The organism is Celeribacter neptunius (assembly GCF_900113955.1).
Taxonomy (GTDB): Bacteria; Pseudomonadota; Alphaproteobacteria; order Rhodobacterales; family Rhodobacteraceae; genus Celeribacter; species Celeribacter neptunius.
In genome coordinates, this window is record NZ_FORH01000001.1 from 431,393 (window position 1) to 445,354 (window position 13,962).

Consider the following 13,962-nt stretch of genomic DNA (forward strand, 5'->3'; position numbering starts at 1 on the left):
GGGAAGGGGGGCTGTCCCAAAATCGTGATTGCTGAAAAAACCGGCGGAAAATCGACCGGGATTGGCGGGTAACGCCTCTAGTTCTTGTTATGTTCTCATTTTCTTGTTGGAACCCGGAAAGTGATCCACTAGATATGATCGGGTAATTCCAGCGGGTGGGTGAGGTCTCATGGCCGAGTTGAAGTCGATCGAGGTGCGCGGCGCGCGCGAGCACAATCTCAAGGGCGTGGATGTCGACATCCCGCGCGACGAATTGGTGGTGATCACCGGGCTCTCGGGCTCGGGCAAGTCCTCTCTGGCCTTTGACACGATCTATGCCGAGGGCCAGCGCCGCTATGTCGAAAGCCTGTCGGCTTACGCCCGGCAGTTTCTCGACATGATGGGCAAGCCGGATGTGGATCACATCTCCGGCCTCAGCCCGGCGATTTCCATCGAGCAGAAGACCACCTCGAAAAACCCGCGCTCGACCGTCGGCACGGTGACCGAGATCTACGACTATCTGCGTCTCTTGTTTGCCCGTGCCGGCACGCCGTACTCGCCCGCCACCGGTGATCCGATCGAGGCGCAGCAGGTGCAGGATATGGTCGATATCACCATGCGGCTCGAAGAGGGCACGCGGGGATACCTTTTGGCGCCGATCGTGCGCGACCGCAAAGGTGAATATCGCAAGGAATTTCTTGAGCTTAGGAAGCAGGGCTTCCAGCGGGTGAAGGTCGACGGCGAATTTTATGAACTCGACGAGCCTCCCGCCTTGGACAAGAAATTCCGCCATAATATCGATGTGGTGGTGGACCGGATCGTGGTGCGCGAGGGCTTGGAGACCCGTCTGGCGGATTCGATGCGCACAGCGCTCGACCTGGCCGAAGGCATCGCCATTCTCGAGACGGCGCCGCGCGAGGGCGAGGGGGAGCCGAAACGCATCACGTTTTCCGAGAATTTCGCCTGTCCGGTGTCGGGTTTCACCATTCCTGAGATCGAGCCACGGCTGTTTTCCTTCAACGCGCCTTTCGGGGCCTGTCCGCATTGCGACGGGTTGGGGGTTGAGCTGTTCTTTGACGAACGTCTCGTGGTGCCCGATGCGACATTGAAAGTGGCGGACGGGGCCATCGCGCCCTGGCGCAAGGGCAAGACGCCGTATTTCCTCCAGACCATCGAGGCGCTGGCGAAACATTACGGATTCAAACCCTCGACGCCATGGAAAAGCCTACCGGCCAAGGTGCAGAAGATGTTCCTCTATGGCTCCGGCGACGAGGAGATCCTGTTCCGCTATGATGACGGTGGCCGGGTCTATCAGGTCGAGCGCAGCTTCGAAGGGGTGATCCCGAATATGGAGCGGCGCTATCGCGAGACCGACAGCAACTGGGTGCGCGAGGAATTCGAGCGCTATCAGAACAACCGGCCCTGTGGTCACTGCGGCGGCTATCGTCTTCGGGACGAGGCGCTGGCGGTGAAGATCGGCTCCGCGCAGGATGGCGAGCTCTTGCATGTCGGCCAGGTGGTCGAGAAATCGATCAAGGAAGCCTTCCAGTGGATCGACGGGGTGATGGACGCGCTCAGCCCACAGAAACAGGAGATCGCCCGCGCCATCGTCAAGGAGATCCGAGAGCGTCTGGGGTTCCTCAACAATGTCGGGCTCGAGTACCTGACCATGTCGCGCAATGCCGGCACGTTGTCGGGCGGGGAGAGCCAGCGTATTCGCCTTGCCTCGCAAATCGGCTCTGGCCTTCAGGGCGTGCTCTATGTGCTCGACGAACCCTCCATCGGGCTGCACCAGCGCGACAATGACCGGCTGATCGGCACGCTGAAGAACCTGCGCGATCAGGGCAACACCGTCATCGTGGTGGAACATGACGAGGACATGATCCGCGAGGCGGATTACGTGTTCGACATGGGGCCGGGGGCCGGTGTCCATGGCGGTCAGGTGGTCTCAAAAGGCACCCCGCAGGAGATCGAGCACGACGCGGCTTCGCTCACCGGGCAATATCTCTCGGGGGGGCGCGAAATCGCCGTGCCCGCGGAGCGTCGCAAGGGCAATGGCAAAAAGCTCACCGTGGTCAAGGCCACCGGCAACAATCTCAAAGAGGTCACGGCGGAATTTCCGCTCGGCAAGTTCATCTGTGTCTCAGGCGTGTCGGGCGGCGGCAAGTCGACGCTCACCATCGAGACGCTTTACAAGAACGCGGCGATGAAACTCAACGGCGCACGCGAGACGCCGGCGCCCTGCGAGACCATCAAAGGCTTCGAGCATCTCGACAAGGTGATCGACATCGACCAGCGCCCGATCGGTCGTACGCCTCGATCGAACCCCGCGACTTATACGGGCGCCTTCACGCCCATTCGCGACTGGTTCGCCGGTCTGCCGGAAGCGAAAGCGCGGGGCTACAAGCCGGGCAGGTTTAGCTTCAACGTCAAGGGCGGGCGTTGCGAGGCCTGTCAGGGCGACGGGGTGATCAAGATCGAGATGCATTTCCTGCCCGATGTCTATGTCGAATGCGAAACCTGCAAGGGCAAGCGCTACAATCGTGAGACATTGGAAATTCAGTTCAAAGGCAAGAGTATAGCCGACGTTCTTGATATGACGGTTGAAGATGCGCAGGAGTTCTTCAAGGCGGTGCCTTCGATCCGGGAAAAGATGGACGCGCTGATGCGTGTCGGCCTTGGCTATATCAAGGTCGGGCAACAGGCGACCACGCTTTCGGGCGGTGAGGCACAGCGGGTGAAGCTCTCGAAAGAGCTGTCGAAACGCTCGACCGGACGCACGCTCTATATTCTCGACGAACCCACCACGGGTCTGCATTTCGAGGATGTGAAAAAACTCCTCGAAGTGCTGCACGAACTCGTGGATCAGGGCAATTCGATGATCGTGATCGAGCACAATCTCGACGTGATCAAGACCGCCGATCATATCATCGATATCGGTCCCGAGGGCGGCGATGGCGGCGGTACGATCGTCGCCACTGGCACGCCCGAAGAGGTGGCTGAGGTCGCGGGGTCGCACACCGGGCGCTATCTCAAGCCGATGCTCGAGAAGGCCGCCAAACGGAGCGCGGCGGAGTGAGCCAGCTTCCGAAACTCGCGGTTCTGGCGGTCTGTCGCAAAGGCGACCGGCTGTTGCTGGTGCAACGGCGTAACCCGCCGGATGCCGGTCTCTGGGGCTTTCCGGGCGGTCATGTCGAGCTGGGCGAGCGGCTGAGCGACGCCGTGGTGCGCGAGCTCTTGGAAGAGACCGGGGTGACGGCGCGGGCGGGTGCTGTGCTCGATCATGTCGAGTTGATCGAGCGGGACGGGGACGCCGTGGCGCATCATTTCCTTTTGGTCGCGCTGGCCTGTCTCGAGCCGCGAGGCCTGGCCAAGGCCGATGACGACGCCATGGATGTGCGTTGGGCGACATTGGCCGAGATGGCCGGCTTGTCGCTGTCGGATCATGTCATGGATCTGGCTGAGAAAGCCCTGAAACATGCGTGACGGCAAACAAGGTTAACGAATTCGTGACTCTCGCCTGAGCTGTGCGACCCTTTCCCGGATAGATTTTTGCTTTCAGATTTTCCGGGTCAAATTTTCAGGGGTGAGAGATGTTTGGACTTATTCTTCTCGGGCTGGTTGCGCCGACACTGGTCGGACTGGCGATTTACGACGCCTTCGATGACGATGACAGCACGCATGACGAGGAGCGGTCGGAGCAGGCGGGGCAGGCGGCGGAGGCTGAGCCTGGCTCTGATGCACTCGCTGATGCGCCGGTGCCCGATGATGCCGATCCTGCCGAGATTGCGACAGCCGAGGGGGAAACGCTGTTGTTTGATGGCTCGGAGGTGCTGACCGGCAGCGAGGGAGACGACAGTCTGGCCGCGGGGCAGGAGGGTGCTCTGGCCCCGTCGGAGATCCATCTTCTGGGGGGCGATGATGAGGCGGAGCTCGATCTGCCCTATGATATCACCCTCTACGGCGGCGCGGGCAATGACACCCTGACCGGCACCATTGGCAACACGCTTGATGGCGGCGAGGGCGATGACACCCTGGTCGGGATCGATGCCACCAATCTTTATGGCGGCGCGGGCAATGATGACATCACCTGGAACAGCGATACCGAACTCAACGACATGACCGCCCGCATCGATGGTGGCGCGGGCGATGACCGGATCGAGATCCGCGCCGAAGCCGGAACCGATCAGCCGGATCGCGGTGGCGCCTCTGTCACCGGCGGCGAGGGGAGCGACGATTTCGAGGTTGTGCTGGAATTGCAAAACAGCGAACTGGCCTTGGAAGCGGATGATCATCTCGAAAGCCGGATCGCCACGATCGGCGATTTCGACCCGGCGCAAGATCGGCTCAGCATCGAGATCGAACGCGGACCCGGGACCGAGGATCGGGATACCTCCGTCGAGATGGCGCAGGAAGAGACCGAAGCGGGCGGTTATGTCACCACGCTCACGCTGAGCTATGCCGAGACGGAGGAAGCGCTCGCCGCGACCAGTGTCCTGACGATCTACAGCGATACGCCTTTTGGCCTCGGAGACATCGAATTCACCGGGCTCGCAACGGTTTGAACCCTTGCCGGATGCCGCGGTTTTCAAGGCGGAGCGGATGTTTTTGAAAGACTTTTTGACTCTCGCGTGGCCCTGTCCAAGGATATCCCGGGCATGATGCGGCGAAGCTTCGGAGGGGCGAATGGCGAAACGACCCAGGATCGGATTGGCACTGGGCTCCGGCGGGGCGCGGGGCTACTGCCATATCGGCGTGCTGCGGGCGCTTGACGAGATGGGCATCCGCCCGGATGTGATCGCGGGCTGTTCTATGGGGGCGCTGGTCGGCGCGGCCTATGCCGGCGGTCGGCTCGCCCAGCTTGAAAAATGGGCCCGCGCCCTGACCCCGCGGAGTTTTCTGGCTCTGGTCGATCTGCGTTTTTCCGGCGGTGGCCTTGTGGAGGGGCGTGAGATTTTCACCCTGATGGAAAAGCTCGGTCTGCCGAAAACCATCGCGGAACTGGATCTGCCCTTTGCCACCGTGGCCACGGATCTGGAAACCGGGCGCGAGGTCTGGCTCCGTGACGGGCCTTTGAATATGGCGGTGCGCGCCTCGGCGGCGCTGCCGGGGATCATTTCGCCGCTTTATCATGGGGAGCAATGGCTCCTGGACGGCGGTATGGTGAACCCGGTGCCGGTGTCGCTGGCGCGTGCCATGGGGGCGGATGTGATCATCGCGGTTAACCCGAATGCCAAGCTCGACGGCGCGCTCTGGCAGGCGCCGGATCTTCAGAAATCCTCCGGTCTCACCAGCCTGCAGGCGCGTCTGCCCGAGGCGCTTCAGGGGCTCTGGCCGGGCAAGACGAGCGCAGATACCCCGGCCGCCCCGGGCTATCTCGAGGTGCTCTCGACCTCGATCAACATCATGACCGAACATATTCGTCGCGCCCGTATGGCCGGCGAGCCGCCACAGGTGATGCTTTCGGCGGATCTGTCGGACCTGTCCATTCTTGATTTCCATGAGGCAGACAAGGCCATTGCCGACGGCGAACGGATGGTCGAGGAACAGAAAGCCGCGCTTCAACGCCTGTTGTAAGCTCTGATGCGTGTGACCCCAGATCCCGGACAGCAAAAAGGCGCCCGGAGGCGCCTTTTCGATCTCTGTTCTGTTTTGGGACCTGTTTTCGGGTCTATCCTCGGACCTCGGTCCCTCAGGCAAGTTGCCCGTCAGCCGTGAGCGTGAGCTTGCCGCCCAGATAGCGCGACAGCGCGTCGGGCAGGGTGACGGACCCGTCTTCGTTCTGACCGTTTTCCAGCACCGCGATCAGGGTGCGGCCGACCGCAAGGCCGGAGCCGTTGAGCGTATGCACGAACTCCGGCTTGCCACCGTCCTTCGGTTTGAACCGGGCGTTCATCCGGCGCGCCTGATAATCGCCGGCGGTCGAGACCGAGGAGATCTCGCGATATTTGTCCTGACCGGGCAGCCAGACCTCGAGATCATGGGTGCGCTTCATGCCGAAACCCTGATCGCCGGAGCAGAGTTTCACCGTGCGATAGGGCAGGTCGAGGGCTTCGAGAATATTCTGCGCCTGTTCGGTCATCCGGGCATGTTCCGCCTCGCTCTCGTCCGGGTGGACGATCGAGACCATTTCGACCTTTTCGAACTGGTGCTGACGCAGCATGCCGGCGGTGTCGCGCCCGGCGGACCCGGCCTCCGAGCGGAAACATTGCGTGTGTGCGGCATAGCGGAAGGGCAGATCGGCCTCGTCCACCACCTCACCGTTCACCAGATTGGTAAGCGTCACCTCGGCGGTGGGGATGAGCCACCAGCCATTGGTGGTCTGATAGCTGTCCTCGCCGAATTTCGGCAATTGCCCGGTGCCGTACATCATCTCTTCGCGCACCATCACCGGGGTGATCGCCTCGGTCAGACCATGGCTGTCGACATGGGTGTCGAGCATGAATTGCGCCAGCGCGCGGTGGATGCGGGCCACGGCGCCCTTGAGCACGACGAAACGCGCGCCCGCGAGCTTGGCGCCGGATTCGAAATCCATGCCATCGATGACACCGGCGAGCTCGTAATGCTCTTTCGGGGTGAAATCGAAGCTTCTGGGCGTGCCCCAGCGGTGAATCTCGACATTGTCGTCCTCATCCGCGCCATCGGGCACATCATCATACATGACGTTCGGCAGGGACATCAGCATCTCGGTGAGACGCGCGTCCTCCTCTTTTGCCTCGTCATTGAGACGGGCGATCTCGGCCTTCTTGTCTGCGACCAGCGCGCGCAGGCGTTCGAATTCGGCCTCATCGCCCTTGGCTTTCGCGGCGCCGACGAGTTTCGAGGCCTTGTTCTGTTCGGCCTTGGCCTCTTCCGCGGCGGCAATCTTGGCGCGACGGTCGGCATCGAGGGCCAGCAACTCGGAGGAGACCCCGGACAATCCGCGGCGCGCCATGGCGGCGTCGAAAGCGTCGGGGTTTTCGCGAATGGCCTTGATGTCATGCATCTCTTTGGTCCCTCGAATATGGGTGGGTTGCAGCTGTTTGATCGTGAAGAGGCTTATGCCTTAGGGCGCGGGGGGGATCAACGGGGAGTTAGTCGGAAGCCGCGCGATGTTGCGGCGGGACGTAGGATGAGGGGTCTTCTTTGAAGAGGTTCCATTCCTCGAAATAGATATCGATATTGAGAATCCGGTCCGGCCATCTGTCGGCGACGAGCGGTTTGATCGCGTCGGGCAGGGTCACGGAGGCGTCACCAAAGCTCTCGCTGATAAGATTTTCCAAATCCCGGACCATGGAAAGATCGACAGATCTCAGGGCCGTTGCCCATGCATACACCGTGCGGAGATCTGTTTGTGCGTTCAGCTCCGCCCCGAGTAGCATTGCGTGGTTCAGCCACGCCAATTTTAGCCTTGCTCCGTTCAATTCCGTCCGGTTCAGCTCCGCCATGCCCAGATTTGCTTCGTTCAGATCCGCCTCGTTTAGCTCCGCCTCGTTCAGCTCTGCCATGCCCAGATCCGCATGGATCAGCTGAGCCCAGTTCAGTTGTACCCGGTTCAGCTGTGCCCAGTTCAGCTGTGCCCAGTTTAGCTGTGCCCAGTTCAGCTTCGCGCCGTTCAATTTGGCCCCATCCATTTTGGCCGAGGTCAACATGGCCCGGTCAAAATTCAGCCCCTCGAGTCTCATCGCTTGCAGGTTGGTGCCGGACAGGTCGATGGCCAGCTCTTTCGGGGCCACGCCAGTCTTGTCGTGCATTCGGCCGAGCACCTGTGCGGCGTTTTCCATGTCTGAGCGTTTCACGATCAGGCCTTGGGCCCAATCCTCGGTTTTCCCGAGATCTTCCGGTGCTTCTTCCGCCTGAAACTCCCGCGACATTTCTTTGAGATAGACACAGAGCATGCGCGCGATCCGGGGCGCCATCAAAGGCCGTTCAACGGCCAGGGCCTCCAGCCGGTCGATGGCGCCGTTGCGGCGGATGATGTCGTCTTCCCATTTTCCGTCCGACAGTTGACGGCGGGAGTGCAGATCGTAGAGGGCGTTGTGCAGCTTGTCGTTGTAGAGCACGTCTTCGCTGTGGCGGTTCTGTTCCGTGGTCAGCTTCAAGCGCAGCGCGGTGAAGGGCAGGGCGACCAGCGCGCCGAGCACGGCGGTGAGCGCGGTGGTCTTGGCCAGCAGGAAGCGGAAATCGCTTTCTTCTTTGCGGGCCTCTTCCAACGTTATGCCCCAGACGATCTCGTAGATCAGGATGAACAGCCCGGTGACGAGCACCGCGACCAGGGCGCACCAGAGCGCGGCGATCAGAAAGGCGAAGCCGTGCGGGACATTCCCAACGCCGAACAGCCGCTTCATCCGGTCAATCGGGTCGTCCGGGGCGAGTTTCCCCACCTGTCCAAGCAGCACGCCGGTGATGATCACACCAAGGATCAGCCATGGCACGAGGGGCTGTGAGAGAAACGCGGACAATCGGCTTGCAAATTCGGTCATGGGCAATCAATCGTGGAAAGGCTCTGTGAAAACGCGGTAGCCTGTGCATAAGAGCGGCAAATGCCCTCGTTTGAAACCCCAAACACCATCCACAAGACGGAGCGCCCCATGGCCAAAGCCATTCATTCCTGCATTCGTGTGCTGAACCCGGATCATTCCATCGCCTTTTACGAGAAGGCCTTTGGGCTTTCGGTGAAGGATCATCTGGATTTCGAAGGCTTTGCCTTGATCTACATGTCGAATGCCGAGTCAGACTTCGAGCTGGAGCTGACGGTGAACAAGGATCGCGCGGCGCCCTATGAACTGGGCGATGGCTACGGTCATTTCGCTGTGTCGGTCGAGAACCTCGAAGAGGCGCATGCCTGTATGGAGAAAGAGGGGCTCGAGCCCGGCAAGATCGTCGAATTTGCCCCCGGGGGTACGCTTCTGGCGAAGTTCTTTTTCATCTCCGATCCGGATGGCTACAAGATCGAGGTGATCGAGCGCGGTGGCCGGTTCTTGTGAGCGCTCTCGGGAATGAGGCCGATCGGGTCTTGTAAAGCTCTCGTGAGTGCGTAAATCAGCCTCAGCCGTTTGCTTGCCAAGGGGGGAGACCCGCTATAGGGTGCGCGGCGACTTGGGGGTGGCGAGGGGCTGCCCCGGCTGACCCAATTTAGACCATAAAGGACGACCCAATGCTCGTGACCCCCGCTTATGCGCAGGCCGCCGGTGGCGCCGCCGCAGGCAACCCGATCATGCAATTCCTGCCGCTGATCCTGATCTTCGCGATCATGTATTTCCTGATGATCCGGCCGCAGCAGAAGAAAATGAAAGAGCACCGGGCGATGATCTCCGCCGTGCGTCGGGGCGACGAAGTGGTGACCGCGGGCGGCATCATGGGCAAGGTTGCCAAGGTGCGCGAAGACGGGTTCGTCGAGGTCGAGATCGCCGAGGGCGTCAAGGTCAAGGTCCAGAAAGAGACGCTCGCCAACGTGGTGTCCAAGACCGAACCTGCCGCCTCCTGATCGGCGCATGATCCTAGGCCCGGGCGGATGCGCGGGCCTTTCGCTTTTCTGACTACACTTTCGCGCAGGCTCCCGACATGTTGCAAATGCCTCTTTGGAAACGGATCGTTATCTGGGGTCTCGTGGCCCTTGGCCTTCTGGCCGCGCTCCCAAACGCTTTTTACCCGAGGGTCGAAGGCCATAACGATGCGATCGCCGCGATCGAGAAAGCCGGTGAGACCCCCGAACGGGCCGCCGCGCGCGACGCCTGGCCGGGGTTCCTGCCATCTTCGCTGGTGAACCTCGGTCTCGATCTGCGCGGTGGCGCGCATTTGCTGGGCGAGGTGCAGGTCGCCGATGTCTATGCCGCGCGCATGGATGCCTATTGGCCGGAGGTGCGCGACGCGCTGCGCGATGAGCGGGACACGGTCGGCACGATCCGCCGGATCGACGCGCCGGCGGGGGAGCTGCGGGTGCGGATTTCCGAACCCGCGGGCATGGAAACCGCTCTGGCCGCCGTGCGCAAACTCGGCACCGCCGTTGTGTCGCTGACCGCCGCGGGCGAGAAGGACATCGCGGTCTCCGGCAATAATGACGTGATCACCGTGCAGCTTTCGGAGGCCGAGAAAGCCGCCACCGACGATCGTACCATGCAGCAGTCGCTGGAAATCATCCGCCGCCGGGTCGACGAGGTCGGCACCCGCGAGCCGACGATCCAGCGTCAGGGCGCGGATCGCATTCTCATTCAGGTGCCGGGGATCGGCTCGGCCGCCGAGCTGAAATCGCTGATCGGCACCACCGCCAAGCTGACCTTCAACCCGGTTGTGGGCCGGACCACGAACCCGGATGAAAACCCCGGCGCGCGCAACATGATCGCGCCCTCTCTCAATGAGCCGGGGATCTATTACATTCTGGAACAGACCGCCGTGGTGTCGGGCGATGAGCTGACCGACAGCCAGCCGGCTTTCGATCAGAACGGCCGGCCGTCGGTGACCTTCCGGTTCAACCCGACGGGGGCGCGCAAATTCGGCGATTACACCGCCGCCAATGTCGGCGCGCTGTTTGCCATCGTCCTGGACAATGAAGTGATTTCCGCCCCGCGCATCAACGAGGCGATCCGCGGCGGGTCCGGTCAGATCACCGGTTCCTTCAGCGTCGATGAATCGACCGAACTGGCGGTGCTGCTGCGCGCTGGTGCCCTGCCGGCCAAGATCAACTTCCTCGAAGAACGCACCATCGGGCCGGAGCTCGGGGCGGATTCGATCGAGGCGGGCCGGATCGCCACCATGGTGGCTTTCGTCGCGGTGCTGGTCTTTATGGGCGCGGCCTACGGGCTCTTTGGCATGTTTGCCAATATCGCGCTGATCATCAACGTCGGGCTGCTCTTTGGGCTTCTCTCGGCCATCGGTGCCACGCTGACGCTGCCGGGCATCGCCGGGATCGTGCTCACCGTCGGTATGGCGGTGGATGCCAATGTGCTGATTTTCGAGCGCATCCGCGAGGAGCTGAAAAACGCCAAATCCACTGGCCGTGCCATCGAGCTCGGCTATGAAAAGGCGCTGTCGGCGATCATCGACGCCAATATCACCACCTTCATCACCGCCGCGATCCTGTTTGTCATGGGCTCCGGCCCGGTCAAGGGCTTTGCCGTGACGCTGGCGCTCGGTCTGATCACCTCGGTGTTCAGCGCGATCTACGTGACCCGCGCCATGGTGGTGCTCTGGTACGGCCGCAAGAACCGCAAGGGCTGGACACTCAAGGGCGTGCATCTTGTGCCCGCCGAGACCGCCATCGATTTCTTCAAACGCGCCAAGATCACCTTTGGCTTCTCCGCCGTGATGGTCACCGTGGCGCTCGTGGCCTTCTTCTCCCTCGGGCTGAATTTCGGCATCGATTTCAAAGGCGGCACCACCATCCGCACGCAATCCGAGGCGGCAGTGGATGTGGGCGAGTATCGTGATGCGCTGTCGACACTGGGGCTTGGCGATATCACGATCACCGAAGTCTTTGATCCGAATTTCGCCGAAAACCAGCATGTCGCCATGGTCCGCATTCAGGCCCAGGACGAGGTCGAGGCGATCACCCCGGAGACCATCAACACGGTCGAGGCGGCGCTCAAGACCGTCGATCCGACGATCACCTTCCCCTCCGTGGAAAGCGTCGGGCCGAAGGTTTCGGGCGAGCTGATCTGGACCGCGGTCGAAGCCGTGGCCGCCGCCATCGCCGCCGTGCTGTTCTACATCTGGCTGCGTTTCGAATGGCAATTCGCCCTGGGCGCGGTGATCGCGCTGGTCCATGACGTGGCGATCACCATCGGGGTGTTCGCGCTCTTCGGCATCCAGTTCGACCTGACGATCATCGCCGCGCTTCTGACCATCGTCGGTTACTCGCTCAACGACACCGTGGTGGTGTTCGACCGGGTGCGTGAGAACCTGCGCAAATACAAGAAGCTGGAGCTTGCCGGCGTCTTGAACATGTCGATCAACGAGACCCTGTCGCGGACCGTGATGACCTCGGGCACCACCCTGATCGCGCTGATCGCGCTGCTGGTTCTGGGCGGAGACGTGATCCGCGGCTTCGTCTTTGCGATGACGCTGGGCGTCGTGGTCGGCACCTGGTCCTCGGTGTTTGTCGCCTCCAACATCCTGTTGTGGCTCGGCGTCAAGCGTGACTGGGAAAAGAAAGAGCCCGCCAAGGGCATTCAGGCCGACGGCAGCGCGGTGTGAGCCACGCCACGTCCTGAGGGAAACAGACGAAAGGGCCTGCGCGATGCGGGCCTTTTCCATAGAAAGGAGAGCCCGCGATGCAGTTCAACGAAATGCCATTCGAAGATGCCGTGCCGGTCGACGGTTACGGGCCGAACATGTTCCGTATTGCTGGCAAAGCCTATGAGGGCGCGGTGCTGGTCTGTGGCGAGCGGGTGATCCCCTGGGGTGGCTATACCGACACCGAGGCCCTGGTCGAGATTCGCGACAAGATCGATTTCATCATCATCGGCACCGGGCCGGAGATGGCCCATCTGCCGAAGAGCTTCCGCGACCCTCTCGAGGCCGCAGAAATCGGGCTCGAACCGATGGCCACGCCGACCGCCGCCCGTACCTATAACGTGCTGGCCTCCGAGGGCCGTCGCGTCGCCGTGGCGCTCTTGCCGATTTGATCAGACGATCTGATGGGCCGATCTGATGTCTCCAGATTGATACGGATCAGTTTGCCTGAGACCCATCCCCTTGTAGAGTGGCGCGCATGAGCTTGATTTCCGTGAAAGATCTGACCGTCTCCCGGGGCGGTATGCCAGTCCTCGAAGGGCTGAACCTCGCCGTGTCAAAAGGCGAGATCCTCGTGCTGCGCGGCCCCAATGGCGCGGGCAAGACCACGCTGTTGCGCACCTTGGCCGGGTTGCAGCCCGCCTATGCCGGCGGGGTCGTGGCAGACCCCGAGACAGTGGCCTATGCCGGTCACGCGGACGGGCTCAAGGCGACGCTCACCGTCACCGAGAATCTCGCGTTCTGGGCCGGGGTCTATGGCGGGCACGACATCACCCCGGCGCTTGCGCATTTCAACCTCGAAAGTCTGAAGTCCCGCCCGGCGGGCAATCTCTCGGCGGGGCAGAAGCGGCGACTGGGACTGGCGCGTCTGATGGTCACCGGTCGCCCGGTCTGGGTGCTCGATGAACCCACCGTGTCGCTGGACAAGGCTTCCGTGGCGATCTTTGCCGAGGCGGTGAAGACCCATGTCGGGGCAGGGGGCGCGGCCATCATCGCCACCCATATCGATCTCGGTTTCGAAGAAACCGTGTTCGACGTGACGCCTTACAAGGCGCGCCATGATGTGGTGCGCAACGATTTCGATGAAAGTTTCGATGAGGCCTTCCGATGATCCGGTTGTTCTGGCGTGACATCACGCTGTCCTTTCGCTCCGGCGGCGGCTTCGGGCTTGGCCTCGCCTTCTTCCTGATCCTTGTGACCCTCATTCCTTTCGGGGTCGGGCCGGAGAGCGAGCTGTTGCAGGTCATCGCCCCGGGCATCCTCTGGATTGGCGCGCTTTTGGCCTGCTTGCTGTCTCTGGACCGCATCTTTGCGCTCGATTTCGAGGATGGCTCGCTCGATCTTCTGGCCACGGCGCCGATCCCCTTGGAAGGGGTGGTGGCGGTGAAAGCGCTGGCGCATTGGATCACCACCGGCCTGCCGCTGGTGATCGCCGCACCGGCACTGGGTTTCCTGCTGCATCTCGATTCTGCCGCCTATCGTTGGCTGATCATCACGCTCCTGGTCGGCACGCCGGCCCTGTCCTTCATCGGTGCATTCGGCGCGGCGCTGACCGTGGGGCTGAAACGTGGCGGGCTGCTCATGAGCCTCCTGATCCTGCCGCTTTACATCCCGACGCTGATCTTCGGTGCTGAAGTGGTGCGTCGCGGGGCCGGCGGCTTTCTCGTCGGCACACCTCTGGCGATGCAGGCCGGGATCACCATGGGGGCGGTGGCCTTGCTGCCCTTTGCCGCAGCCGCTGCCATCCGGGTCGCTTTAAGGTGAGTTGAGATC

General features: G+C 62.0%; 12 protein-coding genes. 10 read left to right on the forward strand and 2 right to left on the reverse strand.

The genetic code is table 11. From position 1 onward, the window contains the following. Positions 1 to 169: 169 nt before the first annotated feature. From uvrA to rssA, 4 genes are all read left to right on the forward strand, one after another. Complete coding sequence (uvrA, locus tag BM151_RS02190; RefSeq protein WP_090056574.1) at positions 170 to 3,058, forward strand: excinuclease ABC subunit UvrA; 2,889 nt, start codon at positions 170 to 172, stop codon at positions 3,056 to 3,058. Continuing rightward, entirely contained in the window at positions 3,055 to 3,465 is a 411-nt protein-coding gene (locus BM151_RS02195) for an NUDIX hydrolase (protein WP_090056577.1), read from the forward strand. The genes uvrA and BM151_RS02195 overlap by 4 nt, the downstream gene beginning before the upstream one ends. Before the next feature lie 107 nt (positions 3,466 to 3,572). Then, positions 3,573 to 4,544, forward strand: a complete 972-nt coding sequence (locus BM151_RS02200; RefSeq protein WP_090056581.1) for a calcium-binding protein — start codon at positions 3,573 to 3,575, stop codon at positions 4,542 to 4,544. A gap of 121 nt (positions 4,545 to 4,665) precedes the next feature. Next, positions 4,666 to 5,556, forward strand: coding sequence for a patatin-like phospholipase RssA (rssA, locus tag BM151_RS02205; protein ID WP_090056585.1), 891 nt, complete (start codon positions 4,666 to 4,668; stop codon positions 5,554 to 5,556). A gap of 115 nt (positions 5,557 to 5,671) precedes the next feature. Here the strand turns inward: rssA and serS are convergent, their stop codons facing one another. Both serS and BM151_RS02215 read right to left on the reverse strand, forming a co-directional pair. Further along, positions 5,672 to 6,964: a serine--tRNA ligase gene (gene serS / locus BM151_RS02210; protein ID WP_090056589.1), complete on the reverse strand. Its 1,293-nt coding sequence runs from the start codon at positions 6,962 to 6,964 to the stop codon at positions 5,672 to 5,674. A gap of 88 nt (positions 6,965 to 7,052) precedes the next feature. Then, entirely contained in the window at positions 7,053 to 8,441 is a 1,389-nt protein-coding gene (locus BM151_RS02215; RefSeq protein WP_090056593.1) for a pentapeptide repeat-containing protein, read from the reverse strand. Between the two features lie 108 nt (positions 8,442 to 8,549). Here BM151_RS02215 and BM151_RS02220 point away from each other — a divergent pair, with 108 nt between their 5' ends. The 6 genes from BM151_RS02220 to ccmB all read left to right on the forward strand — a co-directional run bounded on the left by BM151_RS02220 (position 8,550) and on the right by ccmB (position 13,953). Then, positions 8,550 to 8,945, forward strand: a complete 396-nt coding sequence (locus BM151_RS02220; protein ID WP_090056596.1) for a VOC family protein — start codon at positions 8,550 to 8,552, stop codon at positions 8,943 to 8,945. 170 nt (positions 8,946 to 9,115) lie between these two features. After that, positions 9,116 to 9,445, forward strand: coding sequence for a preprotein translocase subunit YajC (gene yajC, locus BM151_RS02225; RefSeq protein ID WP_090056599.1), 330 nt, complete (start codon positions 9,116 to 9,118; stop codon positions 9,443 to 9,445). Positions 9,446 to 9,522: 77 nt separating this feature from the next. Then, positions 9,523 to 12,150, forward strand: coding sequence for a protein translocase subunit SecD (gene secD / locus BM151_RS02230; RefSeq protein ID WP_090056601.1), 2,628 nt, complete (start codon positions 9,523 to 9,525; stop codon positions 12,148 to 12,150). Positions 12,151 to 12,227: 77 nt separating this feature from the next. Continuing rightward, the gene (locus BM151_RS02235; RefSeq protein ID WP_090056605.1) at positions 12,228 to 12,581 is read left to right on the forward strand and encodes an Mth938-like domain-containing protein; all 354 of its coding nucleotides are present in this window, start codon (positions 12,228 to 12,230) and stop codon (positions 12,579 to 12,581) included. A gap of 86 nt (positions 12,582 to 12,667) precedes the next feature. Continuing rightward, complete coding sequence (gene ccmA / locus BM151_RS02240) at positions 12,668 to 13,300, forward strand: heme ABC exporter ATP-binding protein CcmA (RefSeq protein WP_090056608.1); 633 nt, start codon at positions 12,668 to 12,670, stop codon at positions 13,298 to 13,300. Beyond that, the gene (gene ccmB / locus BM151_RS02245; protein ID WP_090056611.1) at positions 13,297 to 13,953 is read left to right on the forward strand and encodes a heme exporter protein CcmB; all 657 of its coding nucleotides are present in this window, start codon (positions 13,297 to 13,299) and stop codon (positions 13,951 to 13,953) included. The genes ccmA and ccmB overlap by 4 nt, the downstream gene beginning before the upstream one ends. Positions 13,954 to 13,962: the final 9 nt, after the last annotated feature.